This is a genomic window from Bordetella sp. (genome assembly GCF_057362025.1).
The window spans coordinates 84,825-106,396 of record NZ_JBMQQZ010000079.1; the positions used below are offsets into that span (position 1 = coordinate 84,825).

Annotated in this window: 20 protein-coding genes; 12 read left to right on the top strand and 8 right to left on the bottom strand. The window is 67.2% G+C overall.

Annotated elements, in window-relative coordinates:
* The first annotated feature begins 47 nt into the window (after nt 1-47).
* From rdgB to ntrC, 5 genes are all read left to right on the top strand, one after another.
* Nucleotides 48-674, top strand: coding sequence for an RdgB/HAM1 family non-canonical purine NTP pyrophosphatase (gene rdgB / locus ACO1P8_RS16065; protein ID WP_486296884.1), 627 nt, complete (start codon nt 48-50; stop codon nt 672-674).
* Between the two features lie 14 nt (nt 675-688).
* On the top strand, nt 689-1,900 hold the full coding sequence (hemW, locus tag ACO1P8_RS16070; RefSeq protein ID WP_486296885.1) for a radical SAM family heme chaperone HemW: 1,212 nt from the start codon (nt 689-691) through the stop codon (nt 1,898-1,900).
* Between the two features lie 183 nt (nt 1,901-2,083).
* The gene (gene glnA / locus ACO1P8_RS16075) at nt 2,084-3,496 is read left to right on the top strand and encodes a type I glutamate--ammonia ligase (RefSeq protein WP_415827768.1); all 1,413 of its coding nucleotides are present in this window, start codon (nt 2,084-2,086) and stop codon (nt 3,494-3,496) included.
* 77 nt (nt 3,497-3,573) lie between these two features.
* Nucleotides 3,574-4,635, top strand: coding sequence for a nitrogen regulation protein NR(II) (gene glnL, locus ACO1P8_RS16080; protein ID WP_486296886.1), 1,062 nt, complete (start codon nt 3,574-3,576; stop codon nt 4,633-4,635).
* A complete protein-coding gene (gene ntrC / locus ACO1P8_RS16085; RefSeq protein WP_486296887.1) occupies nt 4,632-6,104 on the top strand; it encodes a nitrogen regulation protein NR(I) in 1,473 nt (490 codons plus the stop codon). The genes glnL and ntrC overlap by 4 nt, the downstream gene beginning before the upstream one ends.
* Here the strand turns inward: ntrC and ACO1P8_RS16090 are convergent, their stop codons facing one another.
* Nucleotides 6,105-7,052, bottom strand: coding sequence for a LysR family transcriptional regulator (locus ACO1P8_RS16090; RefSeq protein ID WP_486296888.1), 948 nt, complete (start codon nt 7,050-7,052; stop codon nt 6,105-6,107). It abuts the gene before it with no gap.
* A 191-nt stretch (nt 7,053-7,243) separates the two neighbouring features.
* On the opposite strand from ACO1P8_RS16090, the gene ACO1P8_RS16095 reads away from it, so the two are divergent.
* Nucleotides 7,244-7,942 carry a pirin family protein gene (locus ACO1P8_RS16095; protein WP_486296889.1) on the top strand — a complete coding sequence of 233 codons (699 nt, stop codon included), beginning with the start codon at nt 7,244-7,246 and terminating at the stop codon, nt 7,940-7,942.
* A 97-nt stretch (nt 7,943-8,039) separates the two neighbouring features.
* A complete protein-coding gene (locus ACO1P8_RS16100) occupies nt 8,040-8,966 on the top strand; it encodes a pirin family protein (protein WP_486296890.1) in 927 nt (308 codons plus the stop codon).
* A 32-nt stretch (nt 8,967-8,998) separates the two neighbouring features.
* Here the strand turns inward: ACO1P8_RS16100 and ACO1P8_RS16105 are convergent, their stop codons facing one another.
* The 4 genes from ACO1P8_RS16105 to ACO1P8_RS16120 all read right to left on the bottom strand — a co-directional run bounded on the left by ACO1P8_RS16105 (nt 8,999) and on the right by ACO1P8_RS16120 (nt 13,654).
* Nucleotides 8,999-9,784, bottom strand: a complete 786-nt coding sequence (locus ACO1P8_RS16105; RefSeq protein WP_486296891.1) for an ABC transporter ATP-binding protein — start codon at nt 9,782-9,784, stop codon at nt 8,999-9,001.
* Entirely contained in the window at nt 9,781-11,448 is a 1,668-nt protein-coding gene (locus ACO1P8_RS16110; protein WP_486296892.1) for an ABC transporter permease, read from the bottom strand. Before ACO1P8_RS16110 ends, ACO1P8_RS16105 begins: the two co-directional genes overlap by 4 nt.
* Entirely contained in the window at nt 11,448-12,491 is a 1,044-nt protein-coding gene (locus ACO1P8_RS16115) for a Fe(3+) ABC transporter substrate-binding protein (RefSeq protein WP_486296893.1), read from the bottom strand. Before ACO1P8_RS16115 ends, ACO1P8_RS16110 begins: the two co-directional genes overlap by 1 nt.
* A gap of 263 nt (nt 12,492-12,754) precedes the next feature.
* Nucleotides 12,755-13,654 (bottom strand): LysR family transcriptional regulator, encoded by a 900-nt coding sequence (locus ACO1P8_RS16120; protein WP_486296894.1) that lies wholly within the window; start codon nt 13,652-13,654, stop codon nt 12,755-12,757.
* A 127-nt stretch (nt 13,655-13,781) separates the two neighbouring features.
* On the opposite strand from ACO1P8_RS16120, the gene ACO1P8_RS16125 reads away from it, so the two are divergent.
* The 3 genes from ACO1P8_RS16125 to ACO1P8_RS16135 all read left to right on the top strand — a co-directional run bounded on the left by ACO1P8_RS16125 (nt 13,782) and on the right by ACO1P8_RS16135 (nt 17,072).
* Nucleotides 13,782-14,876: a mandelate racemase/muconate lactonizing enzyme family protein gene (locus ACO1P8_RS16125; protein WP_486296895.1), complete on the top strand. Its 1,095-nt coding sequence runs from the start codon at nt 13,782-13,784 to the stop codon at nt 14,874-14,876.
* 107 nt (nt 14,877-14,983) lie between these two features.
* A complete protein-coding gene (locus ACO1P8_RS16130; protein WP_486296896.1) occupies nt 14,984-15,976 on the top strand; it encodes a Bug family tripartite tricarboxylate transporter substrate binding protein in 993 nt (330 codons plus the stop codon).
* Between the two features lie 319 nt (nt 15,977-16,295).
* Nucleotides 16,296-17,072 (top strand): ferredoxin--NADP reductase, encoded by a 777-nt coding sequence (locus ACO1P8_RS16135; RefSeq protein ID WP_094842338.1) that lies wholly within the window; start codon nt 16,296-16,298, stop codon nt 17,070-17,072.
* Nucleotides 17,073-17,273: 201 nt separating this feature from the next.
* On the opposite strand, the gene ACO1P8_RS16140 is transcribed toward ACO1P8_RS16135, so the two are convergent.
* From ACO1P8_RS16140 to ACO1P8_RS16150, 3 genes are all read right to left on the bottom strand, one after another.
* Nucleotides 17,274-18,242 (bottom strand): Bug family tripartite tricarboxylate transporter substrate binding protein, encoded by a 969-nt coding sequence (locus ACO1P8_RS16140; protein ID WP_486296897.1) that lies wholly within the window; start codon nt 18,240-18,242, stop codon nt 17,274-17,276.
* 68 nt (nt 18,243-18,310) lie between these two features.
* A complete protein-coding gene (locus ACO1P8_RS16145) occupies nt 18,311-18,706 on the bottom strand; it encodes an AtuA-related protein (protein ID WP_486296898.1) in 396 nt (131 codons plus the stop codon).
* Nucleotides 18,703-20,106 carry an acyclic terpene utilization AtuA family protein gene (locus ACO1P8_RS16150; RefSeq protein ID WP_486296899.1) on the bottom strand — a complete coding sequence of 468 codons (1,404 nt, stop codon included), beginning with the start codon at nt 20,104-20,106 and terminating at the stop codon, nt 18,703-18,705. Before ACO1P8_RS16150 ends, ACO1P8_RS16145 begins: the two co-directional genes overlap by 4 nt.
* A 90-nt stretch (nt 20,107-20,196) precedes the next feature.
* Between ACO1P8_RS16150 and ACO1P8_RS16155 the strand changes: the two genes are divergently transcribed.
* The gene (locus ACO1P8_RS16155; protein WP_486296900.1) at nt 20,197-21,117 is read left to right on the top strand and encodes a LysR family transcriptional regulator; all 921 of its coding nucleotides are present in this window, start codon (nt 20,197-20,199) and stop codon (nt 21,115-21,117) included.
* Between the two features lie 59 nt (nt 21,118-21,176).
* A complete protein-coding gene (locus ACO1P8_RS16160; RefSeq protein WP_094844669.1) occupies nt 21,177-21,563 on the top strand; it encodes a Rid family detoxifying hydrolase in 387 nt (128 codons plus the stop codon).
* Nucleotides 21,564-21,572 lie beyond the last annotated feature (9 nt).

A 21,572-nucleotide genomic window follows, 5' to 3' on the forward strand; every position in this document is an offset into this window, starting at 1 on the left:
TACACTACCAGTTTGGCTCTCGAATCGCACCGTTGGTTACAAATACCATGTCCTCCGACTTCGTTCCCGGCCTCGACCGCGTGGTGCTCGCCTCCGGCAACGCGGGCAAGCTGCGTGAGTTCTCCGCCCTGTTCGCCCCGCTGGGCATCGAACTGATCCCGCAAGGCCAACTGGGCGTGCCCGAATCGCCCGAGCCGCACTGCACCTTTATCGAGAATGCGCTGGAAAAAGCCCGCCACGCCAGCCGGCTGACCGGTCTGCCCGCGCTGGCCGACGATTCCGGCCTGTGCGTGGATGTCCTGGGCGGCGCGCCCGGCGTGTATTCGGCGCGCTATGCCAGCCTGGAGGGCGGCGAGAAATCCGACGCCGCCAACAACGCGCGGGTCGTGCGGGAACTGGCAGGCCAGCCGGACCGGCGCGCCTGTTATATCGCCGTCCTGGCGCTGGTGCGGGCGGCGGACGATCCCCGGCCGCTGTTGGGCGAGGGCGTCTGGCTTGGCGAAATCGCCGATACGCCGCGCGGCGATCACGGTTTCGGCTACGATCCTTATTTCTATCTGCCCGATCTGGGCAAGACGGCCGCAGAACTGGCTCCCGCCGACAAAAATGCCATCAGCCACCGCGCGCAGGCCCTGCGCGAACTGCTGGCCAAGCTGCACCGCGCCACCCGCTGAACGCGCAACACCGCATGCCCATTACCATTCCCATCCGCCCGGCCGCCGCGGCGCCCGCCGCGCGCGGCGCGTCCGGGCTGACCAGCCTGCCGCCCTTGTCCGTCTACGTCCACGTGCCCTGGTGCGTGCGCAAATGTCCCTATTGCGATTTCAATTCGCATGCGGCCGAGGGCGAAATCCCGGAACGCGCCTATCTGGACGCCTTGCGCGCCGATCTCGAACAGGCCTTGCCGGGGATCTGGGGCCGCCAGGTGATTTCCGTCTTCATCGGCGGCGGCACCCCCAGCCTGTTGTCGGCCGCCGGCCTGGACGAATTGCTGGCCATGCTGCGGGCCTATCTGAACCTGTGGCCGGACGCTGAAATCACCATGGAGGCCAACCCCGGTACCGCGGAGTCCGGCCGTTTCCGCGACTATGCGGCCAGCGGCGTGAACCGGCTGTCGCTGGGCGTCCAGAGCTTCGATGACGCGCAACTGCGGGCGCTGGGGCGCATCCACAACGCCGACCAGGCGCGGCGCGCCATCGACATGGCGCAGTCCGCCGTGTCCCGGATCAACCTGGACCTGATGTTCGCGCTGCCGGGACAATCGCCGCGGGATTGCGAAGCGGATGTGCGGGAAGCGCTGTCGTACGGCACGGAACATCTGTCGCTGTACCACCTGACGCTGGAGCCGAATACGGTCTTCGCCAAGTATCCGCCGGGCAACCTGCCCGACGACGATACGGCGGCCGCCATGCAGGACGCCGTGGAAGCCCTGGCGGCCGGGGCGGGCCTGGAGCGCTATGAGGTCTCTGCCTATGCGCGCCCCGGCGCCCGCTGCCGCCACAACCTGAACTACTGGGAATTCGGCGACTACCTGGGCATCGGCCCGGGCGCGCACGGCAAGCTGTCGTTCCACGACCGTATCCTGCGTGAGGCGCGCACGCGCCACCCGGAACGCTGGATGGCGGCGGCGATGGCACGCGACGGTTCGCACATCGCCGAGACGCGCGAGGTCGGCAGGGACGAGCTTCCCTTCGAGTTCATGCTCAATGTGCTGCGCCTGAAGGAGGGCGTGCCCACCAGCCATTTCGGCGAACGCACCGGCCTGTCGCTGGCAGCGATCGCGCACCAACTGGAGGCGGCCGTCCGCAAGGGCCTGCTGGATGCGGACCCGACGCGGCTGAAGGCAACGCCTCATGGTTGGGCGTTCCTTAACGACCTTCAAGCACTGTTTTTGAACTGATGCACCAAATCGGCGCCTATATGCCCCATGATGGGCACCATATTGGTGCAATATTGACCCATCGCCCCGGCGGTACGCCGGATCACCCTCGGGATTCCCAGGGTAAAAGATGGCATGGTTGTTGCTTTTTAGCTGAGTGCCAGTCGAGTTGCAGCGCTCGACCCTTTATCAAACGGAGATGACATGGCAAGCCCTAAAGAAGTCCTGAAACAGATTGCCGACGCGGAAGTCAAGTTCGTCGACTTCCGTTTTACCGATACCGCCGGCCGCGAGCATCACGTCTCGGTGCCGTCGCACGTGATTGACGAGGACAAGTTCGAAAGCGGCCATGCTTTCGACGGTTCTTCGATCCCGGGCTGGAAGGGTATCGAGGCGTCCGACATGCTGCTGATCCCGGACGCCACCACCGCGCGCATCGATCCGTTCATGGAAGAAACGACGCTGATCCTGACCTGCGACGTCGTCGAACCCTCCGACATGAAGGGCTATTCGCGCGATCCGCGCTCGCTGGCCAAGCGCGCCGAAGCCTACCTGAAGTCTTCCGGCATCGGCGACACCGCCTACTTCGGTCCCGAGCCCGAATTCTTCGTTTTCGACGGCGTGACGTGGAACACCGACATGTCCGGCACCTTCGTCAAGATCAAGTCGGAAGAGGCCCCGTGGTCCACCGGCACCGAATTCGAAGGCGGCAACCTGGGTCATCGTCCGCTGGTCAAGGGCGGCTACTTCCCCGTGCCCCCGGTCGATTCCTTCCAGGACATGCGTTCGGAAATGTGCCTGCTGCTGGAGCAGCAGGGCGTGCCGGTCGAAGTGCACCACCATGAAGTCGCGGCTCCCGGCCAGCTGGAAATCGGTACCAAGTTCAGCACGCTGGTGCAGCGCGCCGACTGGAACCAGGTCCTGAAGTACGTCGTGCATAACGTGGCCCATGCCTATGGCAAGACTGCCACCTTCATGCCCAAGCCCGTCGTCGGCGACAACGGTTCCGGCATGCACGTGCACCAGTCGATCTGGAAGGACGGCCAGAACCTGTTCGCCGGCAACGGCTATGCCGGCCTGTCGGAGTTCGCGCTGTACTACATCGGCGGCATCATCAAGCATGCCCGCGCGCTGAACGCGATCACCAACCCCGGCACGAACTCCTACAAGCGCCTGGTTCCGCACTTCGAAGCGCCGGTCAAGCTGGCCTACTCGGCCCGCAACCGTTCGGCCTCGATCCGCATTCCCTACGTCGGCAATCCCAAGGGCCGCCGTATCGAAACGCGCTTCCCGGATCCCCTGGCCAACCCGTACCTGGCTTTCTCGGCCCTGATGATGGCCGGCCTGGACGGCGTGCAGAACAAGATCCACCCGGGCGATCCGGCCGACAAGAACCTGTACGACCTGCCGCCGGAAGAGGATGCCAAGATCCCGACCGTCTGCTCGTCGCTAGATCAGGCCCTGGAAGCGCTGGACAAGGATCGCGAGTTCCTGACGCGCGGCGGTGTCTTCACCGACGATATGCTGGACGGCTATCTGGCGCTGAAAGAGCAGGAAGTGCAGCGTCTGCGCATGACGACGCATCCTGTCGAGTTCGACATGTACTACAGCCTGTGATTGCCGGCTGATTTCCCGGTGCACGCAGGGGCGGACCGGGGCGCCGGTCCGCCTGTATGCCGCCCCGGGTGATGAAGATGAATGTAGAAGCCTTCGAACTGCTTGCGACATCGGTACTGCTGGTGAACGAGCAGGGGTGCGTCGAATATGCCAATGCGGCCGCCGAGGATATGTTCGGCCGCTCGCGCCGCCAGTTGGGCGGACAGCAGGCCGCCGGCCTGTTCGACGACCGCGAGGCCATGCAGTCTTCGATCGACCAGGCGAAGGCCGGCAACGTTGCCGACGTTCGCCAGGTCACCTCGCTGCGGCGCGGTGGCGATTCCGTCAGCGTGGTGGTGACCACGGTGGCCCTGATGGGGCAGGCCTGGCCCGTGCTGATCGAGGCGCGCGAGATCGAGCTGCGCGTGGCCGCCGATCGCAATCACCGCCTGGTCGACGAGATCGAGACCCACCGGCAGTTGCTGCGCAACCTGGCGCACGAAGTCAAGAATCCCCTCGGCGGCCTGCGCGGCGCCGCCCAGTTGCTGGAGGGCGAATTGCCCGACCCGTCGCTGGCGGAATATACCCAGGTGATTATTTCGGAGGCCGACCGCCTGCAGGCGCTGGTCGACCGCCTTATCGGGCCGCAACGCGTGCCGTTGCACGCCCGTCCCGTGAATATCCACGAAATCTGCGAACGCGTCAGCGCGTTGATCCAGGCCGAGTTCCGCGACGGACTGGCCATCGTGCGCGACTATGACGCGTCCATGCCCGATTTGCAGGGCGACGCGGCGCGGCTGATGCAGGCCGTGCTGAACGTAGCGCGCAACGCCGCGCAGGAGCTGTCCATCCAATCCGCGGGCGACGATGCGCCGGCGCCCCAGATCACGCTGCGCACGCGCGTGGCACGGCGCGTTATGCTGGCGCATCGGCAGCATCGGCTGGCCGCGGTCCTTTCGATTATCGACAACGGTCCCGGGGTACCGGAACATATCCGCGACCGTATTTTCCATCCGCTCGTCACCGCGCGCCCCGGCGGCACGGGCCTGGGACTGAGCCTGGCCCAGGACTTCGTGCAGCAACACGGCGGCATCATCGAATTCGAATCCCGACCCAGGCATACGGAATTCCGCCTGGTCCTGCCGATGGAACACGCATGAAACCTGTTTGGATCGTAGACGATGACCAGGCGATACGCTGGGTACTGGAAAAGGCCCTGGCGCGCGCGGGTATAAACACCCGCAGCTTTTCGCAGGCCAACGACGTGCTCAGCGCGCTGGAAGGGGACGAGCCTGCGGCGCTCGTATCGGATATCCGCATGCCCGGCGGCAGCGGGCTGGACCTGCTGCGGCAGATCAAGGAAGGCCACCCCGCGCTGCCGGTCATCGTGATGACGGCGTTCGCCGACCTGGACAGTACCGTATCGGCGTTCCAGGGCGGGGCCTTCGATTACCTGGCCAAGCCTTTCGACGTCAACGAGGCGGTGTCGCTGATCCAGCGCGCCGCGCAGGAGTCGGCCGACGGCCAGGACGGCGGTCCCATGGCGGGCCAGGACGAGCAGGGCGAGCGCTGGATGATGACGCAGTCGGCCTCGCCGGCCATGCAGGAAATCTTCCGGGCCATCGGCCGCCTGGCGCAGTCCAAGGTAACGGTGCTGATCACCGGGGAATCCGGCACCGGCAAGGAATTGGTGGCGCGTGCGCTGCACGGCCATGGCGCGCGGGCCAAGGGCCCCTTCGTGGCGCTGAATGCCGCCGCGATCCCGCGCGACCTGCTGGAAGCGGAACTGTTCGGCCATGAGCGCGGCGCCTTCACGGGCGCCAATACGCTGCGGCGCGGCCGCTTCGAGGAAGCCCATGGGGGCACGTTATTCCTGGACGAGATCGGCGATATGCCGATCGAACTGCAGACGCGCCTGTTGCGCGTGCTGGCCGAGGGCACGTTCTATCGCGTGGGCGGTGCCCAGCCCGTGCGGGTGGACGTGCGCATCGTCGCAGCGACGCACCAGCCGCTGGAGCAGCGCGTGGAGCAGGGGTTGTTCCGCGAGGACTTGTTTCATCGCCTGAACGTTATTCGCCTGCGCCTGCCGCCTTTGCGCGAGCGGGTGGAGGATATCCCCGCGCTGGCGCAGCATTTTCTGACGCAGAGCGCGCGGCAGCTGGGGGTGTCGGCCAAGCGCCTGACGCCGGAAGCCCTGGCCGTGCTGACACGCTTCGATTTTCCCGGCAACGTGCGGCAGCTGGAGAACTTCTGCCACTGGCTGACCGTCATGGCCCCGGGCCAGACCATCGAACGCGCCGACCTGCCGCCGGAAATCCGCGCGATGGAGCAGCAGTCGTCGTTGCCGCAGACTGCCGCGCGCGGCGCGACGGCGGCGCCGGCCGCCGCGGCCGTGGCCGATGCTTCCCAGCAGAACTGGCAGGAATTCCTCTTGCGGGATGCGCAGCATCGCCTGGATCGCGGCGAGCCGGCGATCATGGCCACGCTGACACGGCAGTTCGAAAAGATCCTGCTGCAAACGGCACTGCAGGCCAGTCGCGGGCGCCGGGTCGAGGCGGCTTCGCGGCTGGGAATCGGCCGCAACACCATCACACGCAAGCTGCGCGACCTGGGGATGGAAGACGAATAGTCAGGCCGCCGGCACGTCCACCAGGCTGCCGCGCAGCCGCGGCGACTCCAGTTTCTTCAACCACCACTTCAAGGCTTCGCCGCGGGCGGGCGCGCGCCACGCACAGGATAGGCGCTCCAGCATGCCGCCGTCGCGTGTGGGCTTTTCCACCAGCAGTCCCTGGTCCAGATAGGGGGCGGCGAGCAGGTGCGGCAGGTAGCCGCAACCGACGCCGCGTATCTGCGCATGGATTTTTGCCTGCATGGTCGGCATGACGACGCGTTGCTGCGTGTCCAGCAGGCCGCGCGTCAGTGGCGGCAGGGCGCGCGATGTGTCGGCCACAACCACCGCGCAGTGCGCGCCGATGTCCTCCGGCGTCAGCGGCTGCCCGGCCTGGGCCAGCGGGTGATGCGGCGCGACGCAGAACAGCAGATGCAGGTCGCCCAGGGGCTGAGTGGCGAAGCGGCCCGGCGGCGCGAGCGCGGCGTCGCCGCCGATCAGCAAGTCCGCGCGTCCGCCGGTCAGGGCGTCCCAGGTACCGCCCAGCACTTCGCTGGTGAAGCGCAGCTTCGTGGCGCTGCCCAGGGCCTGGAATTCCTCGATCAGGTCGTAGATGGGCGGCCAGGGCAGCACGCCGTTCACGGCGATACGCAGCTCGGGTTCCCAGCCGGTGGCGATGCGGCGCACGCGTCGCGTCAGGTCTTCCAGCGACTTCAGCAACAGGCGGCCATCGTCCAGGAGGGCCTGGCCGGCCGGGGTCAGGACGGCGCGGTGCCCGCTGCGGTCGAACAGCAGCACGTCGAGGCGGTCTTCCAGGCCGCGAATGGCATAGGTCACGGCGGACGGCACGCGGCCCATTTCCCGCGCCGCCTTGGCGAAGCTGCCATGGCGGGCGATCGCGTCCACCAGCAGCAGCAGTTCCGGGGTGATCAGGGCGTCGGGGCCGGGCGGGGGCAGGTCAGGCGGCATGGTGGAAAGCGTTGGAAGAAAGGCCGCGCAGAGACGGCGGCGAGGCCCTGGCTGGCAGGGGAATGGCGCGGTACGGACCGGCAGAAATCGTTCAAATTTATTGAATGATGTCTTCAAAACGGCTCAGCCGCAAGTGCTGCCCGGACGCCCACAATGACGTTCATCGACAACGTTCACGAGGAGTTCCAGCCATGCTTACCCTGCGACGCAGCGAAGAACGCGGTTTTGCCGACCACGGTTGGCTCAAGAGCCACCATACGTTCTCATTCGCCGGCTACTACGATCCGCGTCATATGGGGTTCGGTCCCCTGCGGGTGATCAATGACGACCAGATCGCCGCCGGGCGCGGCTTCGGTACCCACGGCCATCGCGATATGGAGATCATTACCTATGTGCTGGACGGCGCCGTGGCGCACAAGGACAGCATGGGCAACGGTTCCACCATCCGGCCGGGCGATGTGCAGCGCATGAGTGCCGGGCGCGGCGTGTTGCATTCGGAGTTCAACCCGCAGCCCGATCACGGCACGCACCTGCTGCAGATCTGGATCGAACCGAACGTGGCCGGGATCGACCCCAGCTACGAGGAAAAGCGCTTCGAGGAAGCCGACAAGCGCGGCCGCCTGCGCCTGGTGGCGTCGCCGGATGCGCGGGAGGGTTCGGTCCTGATCCATCAGGACGCGCGTTTGTATGCGGGATTGTTCGATGGGGACGAACGTGCGACCCTGACGCTGGCGGACGGCCGGCGCGCCTGGATCCACGTGGCCCGCGGCAAAGTGACCGCCAACGGCAAATCCCTGGTCGCCGGCGACGCGGTGGCCGTAGAGGGTGAAAGCGAGATCGTCCTGGAACAGGGCGAGGGCGCCGAAGTCCTGGTATTCGACCTGCCGTGATCGCTTGGTCGCGCCGGCCCCGCATCGCCGATTCGGGGCCGGCGCAGCGTCCCATCGTTGTTCGCCCTAGCTACCGCACTGCTTACCGGAGTCTGCCATGTCCCAGCTCATGCCCGAATTTCCCCCGTCCATCGAATCCGTGGTGATACCGCGTACCAGCGACATCGGCAATTTCGAGGTGCGGCGCGCCTTGCCTTCGCGCGAACGCCGCACGGTAGGGCCCTTTGTTTTCCTGGACGAAATGGGGCCTGCCATGTTGCCGGCGGGCGCGGGCATCGACGTGCGGCCGCATCCGCATATCGGTCTGTCCACGGTGACCTATCTGTATGAAGGGGCGATCGTGCATCGTGACGGCGTGGGCACCGTGCGTACCATCCTGCCCGGCGAGGTGAACTGGATGACCGCCGGGCGCGGCATCGTGCATTCCGAACGCTCCTCGGCACAGAGCCGCGCGCGAGCGCAGCCTCTGGCGGGGTTGCAGTCCTGGGTTGCGCTGCCGGCCAGCCACGAGGAGACCGATCCCGGTTTCGTGCACTACGGCCGCGACGCGCAGGCGGTGATGGAAGGCGAGGGCGTGCGCGCGCAGATCGTCGCGGGCTCCCTGTTCGGACAGACTTCGTCGATACGCACGCTGTCGCCGCTGTTCCTGGGCGATGTCACGCTGGAGGCGGGCGCGCGCCTGCAGCTGGACGCCGAATATGAAGAGCGCGCGGCCTACGTGGCGCGCGGCGAGGTGGAAATCGACGGCCAGCGCTTCGAGTCCGGGCGGCTGGTGATATTCGCGCCGGGCAAGCCGGTGACGCTGAAGGGACTTTCCGCGGCGCGGGTGGCCTTGCTGGGTGGCGAACCGCTGGACGGTCCGCGCTACCTGTGGTGGAACTTCGTCTCCAGCCGCCGCGATCGCATCGAGCAGGCGCGCGAGGACTGGGTACGCAATCGCTTCGGCCAGACCGTGCCGGAGGACACCACGGAATTCATCCCCGCGCCGGCCTGGGCACCGCTGGCGCCGCTGCCGCCGCGATAGCGCGGCACGCAGGCGAACGTGTGCCATGGCGATCAGGCGCGCCGCGCGCCCCGCGCATAGGCCGCCGCACGCTGCTCCGCCAGCGCTTCCCGGCGGATGAAGTCGGCGACGAAAGGCGTGGCGGGATGGTGGCGCAGGTTGTAAGGCGTGTCCCACTGCGCCACGCGGCCTTCGGTCATCACCCCGATGCGGTCGGCGATGGCGAAGGCTTCCGCCTGGTCGTGCGTGACCAGCACCGCCGTATGCCCGGTGTGCTTCAGGATGTCGCGTACTTCGAATGCCAGGCGTTCGCGCGCATCCGCGTCGAGGTTGGAAAAAGGCTCGTCCAGCAGCAGCAGATCCGGCGACGGCGCCAGCGCGCGGGCCAGCGCGACGCGCTGCTGCTGGCCGCCGGAAAGCTCGTGCGGATAACGGTCGACGGCTTGGGCCAGTCCCACGAGTTCCAGCATCTCGGCGATACGGCGCTCGCGTTCGGCGCGCGGCTGGCGGCGCAGGCCGAAGCCGACATTGCGCCCCACCGTCAGGTGGGGAAATAGCGCATAGTCCTGAAACATCATGCCCACGCGCCGGCGCTCCGGCGCGACGTGCCGGGTGGTGCTGGACACCACGGCGCCATCCAGCAGGATGCGGCCCCCGGCCGGCGGTTCGAACCCCGCGATGGCCCGCAGCACGGTGGTCTTGCCGCAGCCCGACGGGCCGAGCAGGCAGCCGATGTGGCCGCCGGGCAGCGTCAGCGACAAATCGTCGACCGCGCGTATGGGGCCACGGGGCGTATCGTAGGCCAGGGCAAGGTGATCCAGTTCCAGTGTTGCGGTCATGATGGGGTGCCTTGCGGCATTGCGCGATCGTGCGATCGGCTCCTGCGTGGGACGGACGTATGTTCCTGGCCGCGCGCCAATAGAATCACGGGAAGCAGGCCGGCTGCGACGATTGCCAACGCTGCCACCGCGCCTTCCTCGTAGGTGCCGCGCGCGGCCTCGCCGTACAGCCAGGTGGCCAGGGTGTCGAAGTTCATGGGGCGCAGCAGTAGCGTGGCCGGCAGTTCTTTCATGGCATCGACGAATACCAGCAGGGCGGCTGCCGCCATGGCGGGACGCAGCAGCGGCAGGTGCACGCGCCGCAGCGTTCCGCCCGGGCTTTCGCCGAGCAGGCGCGCCGCCTGTTCCAGCGAGGGCGGGATGCGTGCCAATCCCGCTTCCAGGGCGCCGGAAGCGATGGCCAGGAAGCGGATCGCATAGGCGCATACCAGGGCAGCGGCCGATCCCATCAATACCAGGCCGGCGGTGCCCAGCGTCGCCGATAAGGCGCGATCGAACAGCGCCAGGGGTGTCAGCAGGCCGATCGCCAGCACGGTGCCGGGCACCGCGTAGCCCAATCCGGCCATGCGCGCGAAAAGCCGCGTCAACCGCTGTCCGCCGCTGTCGCGCGTGGCGCGGGCCGCCCAGGCTATCACCATGCCGCACGCCAGCGTGATCGCGGTTGCCGCGGCGGCGATCGCCACCGTGTTGCCGGCCGCCGCCGCCAGTTGCCGCGACACACCGCCGACCAGGTGCAGGCGTTTCTGCGTTTCCCACAGCAGGTAAAGGGCGGGCGCCAAAAAGCCCAGCGTGACCGGCACGGCACCCAGCGCGGCCGCGAGGGCTGCGCGCCAGCCATGCAGACGCAGCCGCTGCATCGGCCGCATGCGCTGGGCGGCCGCGTAGCGCTGGCGACGGCGTCCGTGCCGTTCCAGCACGATCAGGACCACCACGAGGGCGAGCATGGACAAGGCGATCTGCGCCGCCGAGGCCAGGTCCGACCGTGTCACCCAGGTGGTATAGACCGACACCGTCAAGGTCTGCACACCCAGGAATTCGGACGCGCCGATGTCGTTCAGGGTTTCGAGCAAGGCCAGGCTCAGGCCGACCACGATGGCGGGCCGCGCCAGGGGCAGGGCGACACGCCAGAAGGCCGCCAGGCGGCCCGCGCCCAGCGTGCGGGCCGCCTCCAGCACATTGGCGGCCTGCGTCATGAACATGGCCCGCGTCGTCAGGTAGACATAGGGATAGAGCGCGCAGCCCAGGACGAAAATGGCGCCCGGCAGGGAGCGCAGATCGGGCAGGCGGAACTGCCGCGGGCTGTCGTAGCCCAGCAGCGCGCGGATGGCGCCCTGCACCGGGCCGAGCGGGTGCAGCAGATCCAGGTAGGCGAAGGCGACGATGTAGGTGGGCACCGCCAGCGGGAGCAGCAGCGCCCAGCTCAGCACGCGGCGCCCGCGGAATTCATAGGCGCTGACCAGCCAGGCGCTGCCGGTACCCAGCACGGCCGTCAGCGCGCCCACGCCCAGCAGCAGCATTCCCGTATTCGCCGCGGCCTGCGGCAGGACATATTGCGCCAGGTGCGACCAATGGCCGATGTCGGCGCCCAGCGCCTGCCACCCCAGCGCCGCCAGCGGGGCGCAAACGACCAGCGCGATCAGCAACGCGCCCCAGGACCAGGCCATCAGTTATCGAAGCCCACCTTGTCGACCAGCTCGCTGGCCTGCTTGCGATACTTGGCGATGTCCGCCACCGATAGGGCATCGACCTTCAGCGGACCGAAGCTGGCCACGACGGGATCCAGCTTGACGCCTTCTCGCACGGGGTACTCGTAATTGGCCTGCGCATAAAGCGCCTGGGCCGGCCCCGATACCAGGTACTCCAGCAGCTTGACCGCTTGTGCCTTGTGCGGCGCGTGCCGGGCCACGGCGGCGCCGCTGATGTTGACATGGGTGCCGCCGTCCTTGGCCTTGGCGAAGGTGGGGCGCACAACCTTGATGGCGTCGCCCCACTTGCGCGCGTCCGTACCGGCTTGGGCGTTCTTCATGTGGCCGACGTAGTAGGCGTTGGCCAGTCCGATATCGCAGATGCCACCCAGGATGTCGCGGGCCACGTCGCGGTCGCCTCCGGCGGCCTTGCGCGCCAGGTTGGCCTTGACCCCGCGCAGCCAGTTTTCCGTGGCCTCGGCGCCGTCATGGGCGATCATCGCGGCGATCAGGCCGGTGTTGTAGGGGTGCTGGCCGGAACGGATGCACACCTTGCCTTTCCACTTGGGGTCGGCCAGGTCTTCGTAGTGGAAGCTGGTGAGGGGCAGGTCCTTTTCCACGTACAGGACGCGGTCGCGCAGGGACAGCGCATACCAGCTGCCGCCCGCGCCGCGCAGGTTGGCCGGCACCACGGATTCCAACGTCTTCGACGGCGCCGCCTGTGTCACGCCCCCGTCCACCAGGTCGAGCAGGTTGCCGATGTCCACCGTCATCAGGACGTCCGCGGGCGATTTGTCGCCTTCTGCCTTGACCCGCTCCAGCAGGCCGTCCTTGACGAAGACGGTATTGACCTTGACGCCGCTTTCCTTGGTATAGGCGTCCAGCAGCGGCTGGATCAGCTTGGGCTCGCGGGTGGTGTACAGCGTGACTTCATCGGCGGCGGCTGCCGGGCCGCCGTACGTGGCGGCGGCGAGGCACAGCGCGCCGAACAGGGAAGACAGGGTGTGGCGTTGGAATTTCATGGTCAGCTCCGGACGTCGCCCGCCGGATCGCCCGCGCCGCGTCCGGAAGACCGTTAACGAAAATTATTCTCAGTCAGAGGACGGGGAAGATACCAAGATTCCCGAGTTTATTCAACTTAATGTAAGGATTCCTGCGGAAGAGGCGGTGTTTGCCAAAGCGGCGGGGCCGGGAGGTATCGGGCGAAAGCGCCAAAGGGCGAAAAGCACGGATACGGGCCCAGGGACGAGGCTCGAAATCTGGCGAAGGGATCGCTATATCGCGGCTATTTGTCCAGGCGCAGCAGGTCCGCCTCCTCTTTCAGGCAGGCCTTCATGTCGCTGGCCGGTTGGCTCATGCCGCGCTGGCGTGGCCAAACCAGGGCCAGGATCAGGTCGTCCACCGGCATCACGCTACGCGCGACCAGCCCCTGGCGCCGCGCGTAGACCGCGCCCAGGCTTTCCACGATCCCGATGCCGACGCCGGACGCGACCAGCGCGCAGGCGGCGGAAGATTGCATGACTTCGACGCTGGGCAGGTGGGCCATGCCCAAGGCCTCGAGCGCGCGGGCGGTGGCGCGGCCGGCGGGAAGCGCCGCGCCCAGGACGATCGGCTGTTCCCGCGCCACTTCGCTCAAGGCCAGGCGCCGCCGCGACGCATAGGGATGTTCTGGCCGCATGATGCAGAACAAGCTCAAGCTGCTGAGCGTGCACATCTCTACGCGCGCATCCTGGGAAGAACCGACGATGATTCCCAGGTCGATGCGGTGGTCCACCGCCATGTCGATGATTTCCAGCGCGGTGCCGGACCGCACCGTGATCGCGACGTCGGGATGCGTGCGGCGCAGCCGGGCCAGCGCCGCCGGAAACAGGCTGGAGGCCGCAATCGCCACCGCGCCGATTGCCAGGCGCGAGGCGGATCCATGGCGGATGTCGCGTGCCAGACGGTCCACGGATTCGATGCCGGCCAGCGCATTGAGCACTTCCGGCAGCAGGGCGCGTCCCTGGCTCGTCAGGTGCAGCCGGCGGTTTTCGCGGCTGAACAGGGCGAAGCCCAGACGGATTTCCAATCCACGCAGCAGGGCGCTGGCGGCCGGTTGCGTCATGTTGACCGACGCGGCGGCGGCCGTCACGGTCCCGTGCTGGTACATCGCGCGCAGCAAAGCCAGTTCGCGGCGGTTCACCATGGGAAGGACACGATAGGGATCATAGGGAAGGCACCATAAGGATTTTGTATGAAAACAGACAATCTATCTATTTGACCATGCGCTGCATGGCTGGGAGACTGGCGGCCTTCACGCAACCCGACCGAATATGGCAGCCAACGACATCGTCTCCGTGCAGTGCGTTCCCATGCGGCTGCCGTTTCACCACTGGACCGCGCCGCCGTTGTTCGCGGGCCGCCCGCGCGACCGGCTGGACAGCGCGCTGGTGCGCGTGCAGACCGCCGACGGGACGGTCGGCTGGGGCGAATCCTATTGCGTGGAGCCGCGCGCCATCGTGGCGGTTTTCGAGACCCTGGTCGAACCGCTGGCCCGGGGCAAGGACGCGGCCGACCAGGCGCTGATACCGTCGATGCAACGCATCCTGCACAACCTGGGCCGCTCCGGCCCGGTGGTGCATGCGATCGCGGGGCTGGATATCGCGTTGTGGGATCTGCGCGGCAAGCGCGAGCGCGTGCCGGTGCACCAGCTACTGGGCGGCGCGCGGCGTTCGCGGGTCCGCGCTTACGCGTCGCTGCTGCAGTACTACGGCGATGCGGGCCTGCTCGACAGCGTGGTGACGCGCGCGCTGCAAGAGGGCTATACCGAAATCAAGCTGCACGAGCGCACGCCCGATGCGGTCAGGGCCGCGCGCCGGGCCGCCGGCCGGGGCGTGCCGGTGATGGTCGATACCAACTGCGCGTGGCTGCCCGCCGAGGCGCCCGCCGCGATTGCCGCGATGGCCGAGCATGAGCCCTTCTGGATCGAAGAGCCCCTTTGGCCGCCGGAGGACCACGATGCGCTCGCGCGCTTGAGCGCGTCCAGTCCCGTGCCGCTGGCGGTGGGCGAAAACGCCAGCAGTGCCGTCGAACTGTCGGCCTTGATCAGGCGCGCGTCGTCCCGCTACGTGCAGCCCAGCGTCATCAAGCTGGGCCTGAGTGCGGCATGGGCGCTGTCGCGGCAATGCGAGGATGGCCCGGTGGCCTGCGCGCCGCAGGTGGCCTTCTTCGGGCCGGGATACCTGGCCAGCCTGCACCTGCTGGCCGCACAGGCCACCGAGGCCTCGCTGGAACGCCTCTACGTGGAGCTGGCCCATGTCCCGTATGGCGCGACGGTGCCGATCTCGCGCGGCTGGGTGAATGTGCCGGATGGACCGGGACTGGGCGCGGACCCGGAGGCGGAACTGGCCGCGGGACGTTTTGGATGAGGAGCGCCGCTGGCATGCCACGCGCATTGCGAGATTCGGCGCGGGCATTATTGCCATGGGACGCCGCTGCCATGGGCAGATAACGATAGACAACAGGAGACAGGAAAATGAATGGTTCACGCAGGCGTTTTGTCGCCACCGGTGGCGCACTGATGCTGGCCGGTACGCTGGCGCCCTGGGCCGGCCGCGCCCAGGGCATCGCGTATCCCGACAAACCCGTGCGCATGTTCGTGCCTTACCCGCCGGGAGCGGCGACGGATACGCTGGGCCGTTTCGCGGCGGAGGTCTACGCCAAGGCATACGGCCAGTCCTTCATCGTCGAAAACCGTAGCGGCGGCGGCACCGTGATCGGAACGCGTGCGGTGGCGACCGCGCCCGCGGACGGCTATACCATCGGCATGGTGGATACCGCGTTCGTCATCAATCCCGGCCTGCTCGGCAGCCGCCTTCAATACGATACGTTGAAGGATTTCGCCCCTATCTCGCTGCTGGCGACGGCGCCCTTCGTCATGGTGGTCCATCCTTCGGTGAAGGCGACGGACATGAAATCGTTCGTGGCCCTGGCCAAGGCGGAGCCGGGCGCGCTGGCGTTCGGCTCGGCCGGCGTGGGAAGCGCGCCGCATCTGGCGGGGGAACAGTTGCGCCAGCAGGCGGGGATCAGCATCGTCCATGTGCCTTACCGCGGCGGCGGTACGGTTTTCACGGATCTGCTCGGCGGCCAGATACAGTTCGCTTTCGCGACGGTGCCCACGCTGCTGGAGCACATCAAGGCGGGGCGCCTGCGCGCCATTGCCGTCACCAGCCCCGCGCGCGTGCCCTCGCTCCCGGACGTCCCGACGATGGCCGAGGCCGGCTATCCCAACGTCGATACCGCGCCGCTGTTCGGCCTGGTGGCGCCGGCTGGCGTTCCCGCACCGGTGATCGCCAAGCTGGGCGGCACGATATCGTCCGCCGCCCGCGAGGGCGCGCTGCACGACAAGCTTGCATCATTGGGATTCCAGCCGGTCGGCAGCACGCCGGCCGAGTTCGCCGCCCGCATCGCCGCCGATATCGCCAAGTGGCAGGGCGTCATACAGCGAGGCAACATCAAGCCGGAGTAGGGGGAGCCGCCGTGCCTGGCCGGGGGAGCGGCCGGGCTGGCCAGGGCGGCAGGCCTGGCCAAGGGAGCGGTTGCCTGGAGAATGCCTGGAGGCGGCCACATGCCTGTAAGGCATATGCCGTCCACAAAAATCCGCGCCGGGGTTATTTGCTTACAACGAATCTGTCTCGATAAACGAGGCAAAACCGCCTCAGTTGAGAACCTTTATCAACAAAAACGTATAAAATCGGGTTATCCCTCACCTGTTGGACGGATCCTTTTACTTCCCGTCCGGCGGCCGCGCCTGCGAACGACGCTGCCGCGCGTCATTCTTGATCACTATGGCAGCCTTCAATACCGAGCGCGTCCTGAGCGTGCACCACTGGAACGACACCCTGTTTTCCTTCAAGACCACCCGCGATGCGGCGCTGCGTTTCCATAACGGTCATTTCGTCATGATCGGTCTGGAAGTCGAGGGCAAGCCCTTGCTGCGCGCCTACAGCATCGCCAGCGCGAACTACGAGGAAAACCTGGAATTCCTCAGCATCAAGGTGCCCGACGGCCCGTTGACGTCGCGCCTGCAGCATTTGAAGGAAGGCGACACCATCCTGGTCAGCCGCAAACCGGTGGGCACGCTGGTCGTCCATGACCTGAAGCCGGGCAAGAACCTGTACCTGTTCGGCACGGGCACCGGCCTGGCGCCGTTCATGAGCATCATCAAGGACCCGGACGTCTACGAACGCTTCGAAAAAGTCATCCTGGTCCATGGCGTGCGCTGGAAGAGCGAACTGGCCTACGCCGACTATATCCAGAACGAACTGCCGGCCAACGAGTTCTTCGGCGATATGGTCAACGGCAAGCTGGTGTACTACCCGACGGTCACGCGGGAACCCTTCCGCAACCAGGGCCGGATTACCGAACTGGTCGACAGCGGCAAGCTGTTCCAGGACATCGGCCTGCCTCCGTTGAACCCGGAAACCGACCGCGCCATGATCTGCGGCAGCCCGCATATGCTGGCCGACATCAGCGCCATGCTGGACAAGCGGGGATTCACCGTTTCTCCCGGCGTGGGCCAGCCGGGCGACTACGTGGTCGAACGCGCCTTCGTGGAAAAATAAGCCGCATCATCTGCGGCACCGTGCAAAGGCCGGCGATATGACCGGCGCCTCAGGCCTGGACTTGGTCCAGCCCGCGGGCGCGGACCCTATCGCCGGCCTTTGCGTTTCTGCGCGATCCCGCCGGCTCGGGCGGGTGTGCGTTCATCGGGCGGGTGTGCGTTCATTGTTCCCGCGCCGGGATATCCCGACGCGGTGCGGCCATTATTCCGGTTCGATGCCGGCCTGCTTGATGATGGTCTGCCACTTTTTCGATTCCGCTTTCTGGAAGGCGGCCAGTTCCGCGGGGGTCGAGGTGGTGGGTTCGGTGCCGGTGCTGCCGTAGAACTGCCTGGCGGCGGCGCCTTCGGTGGCCTTGGTCAGCAGCGCGTTCAAGCGCTTGACCACGTCGTCGGGGGTCCCGGCCGGCGCGTAGGCCGCGAACCAATATCCCATTTCATAGCCGGGCACGCCCGATTCCGCGATGGTGGGGACGTCAGGCGCCAGCGGCGAACGCTTCAGCGTGGTCACGCCCAATGCGCGCAGCTTGCCGGACTGGACCTGCGGCAGGCCGGTCGCCATGTCGGTAATCATGGTGCTGATCTGGCTGCCCAGCAGATCGGTCAGGGCCAGGGGATTGCTCTTGTAAGGCACGTGCAGCAGCTTCACGTTGGCCATTTGCTGCAGCAGTTCGCCGGCGATGCGGCTGCTGGAGCTGCCGCTGCCGAAACTCAGCTTGCCGGGCTCCTTGCGCGCCAGGGCCAGGAATTCCCCCACCGTTTTCGCCGGGAAGGACGGGTTGACCACCATGATCTGGCTGCCCTTGCCCAGCAAGGTCAGCGGCGCGAAGTCCTTGACCGGATCGTATTGCAGACGCTTGTACAGGTGCTCGTTGGCCGCGTGCGTGGTGTTGGTGGTGATCAGCACCCGGTAGCCGTCCGGCTTGGCGCGGGCGACATCCTGCGCGCCTATCATCGCGCTGGCGCCGGGCTTATCCTCGATGACCACGGCCTGGCCGGTCTGCTCCGTGACGCCTTGGGCCAGGGCACGGGCGATCTGGTCGGTGGCGCTACCCGCGGCGAAGGGAACGACGAGGGTAATGGGGCGATTGGGGAAGTCCTGGGCGGACGCCGCCAGCGGCGCGCAGCCGGCCGCGATCAGGGCAGCCAAAGCCGGCAGGGCACGGATTTTCATTGTGTGTCTCCTTGGTTCTTAGTGGGTGTATCGCGTGATAGAGAGTTGACCGCGCGCGATCCGCGGATTCATGGGTGATGCGCAGCGTCCTGGAAAGGCCAGGCGTCCCCGGGTACGTCGGGCAGGCGCGCCGCCATCGCGGAGGGCACCGGGACAGGCAGGTCCAGCAACTGGAAGGACAGCGACTTGCCGTGGGCGTCCAGATTCAGCGCATCGTTCACGCCGCCGTCCAGCACGCCTTCCAGCACGAAATTCATCGCTTGCAGCGTGGGGAGCAGGTAGCGCGTGACGGCATGCGGCCGGCGGTAGGCGAACCAATCGCGCACGCGCTCGGCGGTCACATAGGCCGCGATCACGTCGTAGCATTCCGCATCCCAGGCGATCAGGCTCAGGTTCGAGATATCGCCCTTGTCCCCGGAACGGCTGTGCGCCAGGCGGTAAAGAGGTACGAATGGCTGATTCATCGCGCGTCCTTGTCGGCGTCGAACATGCGCCAGCCGCCGGGCACGGCGTTCCGGTCGATGGCGCAAGACACCATGTTCAGGCGCGGCCGCAGGGCGGTGCGCACGCCGCCGCCGCCGGCCGGGCCGCAGCAATACAGCGCCGTGACTTCGCGCAGCACGCGTTCGGCAACCGCGCGATCGGCATGCGTGCCGGCCACGCGCAGCCTGACGTCGCGCGCGTAGCGGTCGGGCAGGGCGCCGCGCAAGGCGCCGTCGTCGCTGTCCAGAATGCTGATCGCCCCGATCAGATCGATGCGCAGGGGCAGGGCGCCGCCCAGGCGGCGGCGCACGATGTCGGCGGCCAGCCGCGCGCGGGCCTCGGCCTGCACGCCGGCGTAGGAAATCTCGGCTTCCCCCAGCCAGCCGCCGCGATGGCATATGTTGACCTTCAACGTTTCCGGACGCGTGTGGCCGGTAATGCCGTGCAGCTGGACGCGGTCGGCTCCCAGCTCCACCACCTGCGCCCGGCTGAGGTCCGCCACGACGTCCGGCGTCAGATAGCGCGCGGGATCATGGACCTCATACAGCAGTTGTTCCTTGACCGTGCGCGCGTCCACGCGGCCGCCCGTGCCCATGGCCTTGCCCACGACGAAGTCGCCGTCGGCGGAAATTTCGGCGATCGGAAAGCCCGTCTCGTGCAGGCCGTCGACATCCTTCAGGCCCGGTACGGCGAAATAGCCGCCCGTGACCTGCGTGCCGCATTCCAGCATATGGCCGGCCATGGTGGCCCGGCCCAGCTTTTCCCAATCGTCCTCGCGCCAGCCGAAGTGCGCCAGCGCCGGCCCCACCGTCAATGACGGATCGGCCACGCGGCCCGCCACGACGATGTCGGCGCCCGCGCGCAGGGCCGCGGCGATGTCGGCGCCGCCCAGGTAGGCATTGGCGCTGACGATGTCCATGTCGTCCATGCGCGGGCCCAGCTGTTCACGCAGCAGCGCGCGCTGCTGCGGCGAGGCAAGGTCGTCACCGTGGATGATCGCGATGCGGGGCGCGGGCAGGCCTTGGGCGCGCGCCAGTTCGGCAATGCGCCGCGCCGCGCCCGGCGGATTGGCCGCGCCGAAATTGCTGACGATGCGTATGCCGTGCGCGTGGCAGCGCGCGAGTATCGGGCCGACCAGTTCGTCCAGCAGGGGCTCGTAGCCGGCCCGCGGATCCTGCTGGCGGGCCAGTTGGGCCAGCGCCAGCGTGCGTTCGGCCAGGGTTTCGAAAATCAATGTACCGCCGCCCCGCGCGGCCAGCGTGTCGACCACCGGCCCCGCGCCGTCGGTGCGATCGCCGGAAAAGCCCGAGGCGCAGCCGATCAGCAGGGGCGGCGGCGTGCCGGCGGTGGGGGTACGGGCGGGCGTGTGGGTATCCGGCATGGCTTTTTATAGGGTGTCTCCCCGGCCACTATAGGGAGCCGCCGTTCATACGTAAAATAGAAATAAAAGATCGATTGATACAGAAACCCCATGAATCTATCGGCCCGGCACCTGCGCGCCTTCGTCGCCCTCGCGGAAGAGAAGCACTTCACCCGGGCGGCGCAGCGCTGCCATTTGACGCAGCCCGCCTTCAGCGCCCTTATCCGCGCGATCGAGGACGACGCCGGCATGCGGCTGTTCGACCGCACCACGCGGCATGTCGAACTCACCGCGGAGGGCCGCGTGCTGGAGACCTCCGCGCGCCGCCTGCTGGCGGATTTCGACATGGTCATGGAGGACCTGCGCGACCACGCGGCGCGGCGCCGCGGGCGTGTGGCAATGGCGGCGTTGCCGTCGCTGGCGGCCGGATGGCTGCCCGGCATCCTGGCGGATTTCCATGGACGCTATCCCGGCATCGCGCTGACGCTGCGCGACGCTTTGCTGGATCCCTGCCTGGACATGGTGCGCGACGGCGAGGTGGATTTCGCGGTGGCCTCGCGGCGCGCCGATATGACGGACCTGGACAGCGAGTTCCTGCATGCGGACCGCTTCCATCTCGTCTGCCGCGCCGACCACCCCCTGGCCGCCCAGCCGGACGCGACTCTGGCGCAGATCGCCAAATGGCCGCTGATCCAACTGGCCCGCAACAGCAGCGTCCGGCAGCACCTGGATGCCGCCCTGGGCCGGCGCAAGCTGCGCCCCCTGGTGGAGGTCGAACACCTGGCCACGGTCATGGGCCTGGTGGCTTCCGGCCTGGGGGTCAGTCTCGTGCCGGCGATGACGCTATTCCACTTCCAGCGTCCCGGCCTGGCCATCCGCCCGCTGGCGGGCAAGGTGCCCACGCGGGAGCTCTATCTGGTCAAGCGCAGCGGACGCACGCTGCCGCTCGCGGCCCAGACGCTTTACGAAATATTGTTACGGGAGCGTGAACATATCGCGTCGCTGGCGCATCATGCGGGGTTTTCGCGGTAGCCTATGGGTGATTAAACTTCGATAGAAGTTTTCCTATGTCTTTCGCGCGCGGAGCCACCATGAACAAGCAAATCATTCACACCCACGACGCGCCCAAGGCTGTCGGCCCTTACTCGCAGGCCGTGGCCGTGACCGGGTCCAAGACGGTTTATCTGTCGGGGCAGATCGGCCTGGAGCCGCATAACGGCGAGCTGGTGTCCGAAAGCTTCGAGGGCCAGGTCAAGCAGGCTTTCGCCAATATGCTGGCGGTGGTGCAGGCCGCCGGCGGCGGCAAGGAAAACGTCGTCAAGCTGACGTTGTTCCTGACGGACCTGGGCAAATTCGGCACGGTCAACACGATCATGGAAGATATCTTCCCGCAGCCTTACCCGGCGCGTTCGACCGTGGGCGTGGCCAGCCTGCCCAAGGGCGCGCAGTTCGAAGTGGAAGCCGTTGTCGTTGTCTGAGGACGCGAT

Bases quoted from the DNA above. Each gene is read 5' to 3' on its own strand.
- rdgB (WP_486296884.1), top strand. From the start codon at position 48: ATGTCCTCCGACTTCGTTCCCGGCCTCGACCGCGTGGTGCTCGCCTCC.
- hemW (WP_486296885.1), top strand. From the start codon at position 689: ATGCCCATTACCATTCCCATCCGCCCGGCCGCCGCGGCGCCCGCCGCG.
- glnA (WP_415827768.1), top strand. From the start codon at position 2,084: ATGGCAAGCCCTAAAGAAGTCCTGAAACAGATTGCCGACGCGGAAGTC.
- glnL (WP_486296886.1), top strand. From the start codon at position 3,574: ATGAATGTAGAAGCCTTCGAACTGCTTGCGACATCGGTACTGCTGGTG.
- ntrC (WP_486296887.1), top strand. From the start codon at position 4,632: ATGAAACCTGTTTGGATCGTAGACGATGACCAGGCGATACGCTGGGTA.
- ACO1P8_RS16090 (WP_486296888.1), bottom strand. From the start codon at position 7,052: ATGCCGCCTGACCTGCCCCCGCCCGGCCCCGACGCCCTGATCACCCCG.
- ACO1P8_RS16095 (WP_486296889.1), top strand. From the start codon at position 7,244: ATGCTTACCCTGCGACGCAGCGAAGAACGCGGTTTTGCCGACCACGGT.
- ACO1P8_RS16100 (WP_486296890.1), top strand. From the start codon at position 8,040: ATGTCCCAGCTCATGCCCGAATTTCCCCCGTCCATCGAATCCGTGGTG.
- ACO1P8_RS16105 (WP_486296891.1), bottom strand. From the start codon at position 9,784: ATGACCGCAACACTGGAACTGGATCACCTTGCCCTGGCCTACGATACG.
- ACO1P8_RS16110 (WP_486296892.1), bottom strand. From the start codon at position 11,448: ATGGCCTGGTCCTGGGGCGCGTTGCTGATCGCGCTGGTCGTTTGCGCC.
- ACO1P8_RS16115 (WP_486296893.1), bottom strand. From the start codon at position 12,491: ATGAAATTCCAACGCCACACCCTGTCTTCCCTGTTCGGCGCGCTGTGC.
- ACO1P8_RS16120 (WP_486296894.1), bottom strand. From the start codon at position 13,654: ATGGTGAACCGCCGCGAACTGGCTTTGCTGCGCGCGATGTACCAGCAC.
- ACO1P8_RS16125 (WP_486296895.1), top strand. From the start codon at position 13,782: ATGGCAGCCAACGACATCGTCTCCGTGCAGTGCGTTCCCATGCGGCTG.
- ACO1P8_RS16130 (WP_486296896.1), top strand. From the start codon at position 14,984: ATGAATGGTTCACGCAGGCGTTTTGTCGCCACCGGTGGCGCACTGATG.
- ACO1P8_RS16135 (WP_094842338.1), top strand. From the start codon at position 16,296: ATGGCAGCCTTCAATACCGAGCGCGTCCTGAGCGTGCACCACTGGAAC.
- ACO1P8_RS16140 (WP_486296897.1), bottom strand. From the start codon at position 18,242: ATGAAAATCCGTGCCCTGCCGGCTTTGGCTGCCCTGATCGCGGCCGGC.
- ACO1P8_RS16145 (WP_486296898.1), bottom strand. From the start codon at position 18,706: ATGAATCAGCCATTCGTACCTCTTTACCGCCTGGCGCACAGCCGTTCC.
- ACO1P8_RS16150 (WP_486296899.1), bottom strand. From the start codon at position 20,106: ATGCCGGATACCCACACGCCCGCCCGTACCCCCACCGCCGGCACGCCG.
- ACO1P8_RS16155 (WP_486296900.1), top strand. From the start codon at position 20,197: ATGAATCTATCGGCCCGGCACCTGCGCGCCTTCGTCGCCCTCGCGGAA.
- ACO1P8_RS16160 (WP_094844669.1), top strand. From the start codon at position 21,177: ATGAACAAGCAAATCATTCACACCCACGACGCGCCCAAGGCTGTCGGC.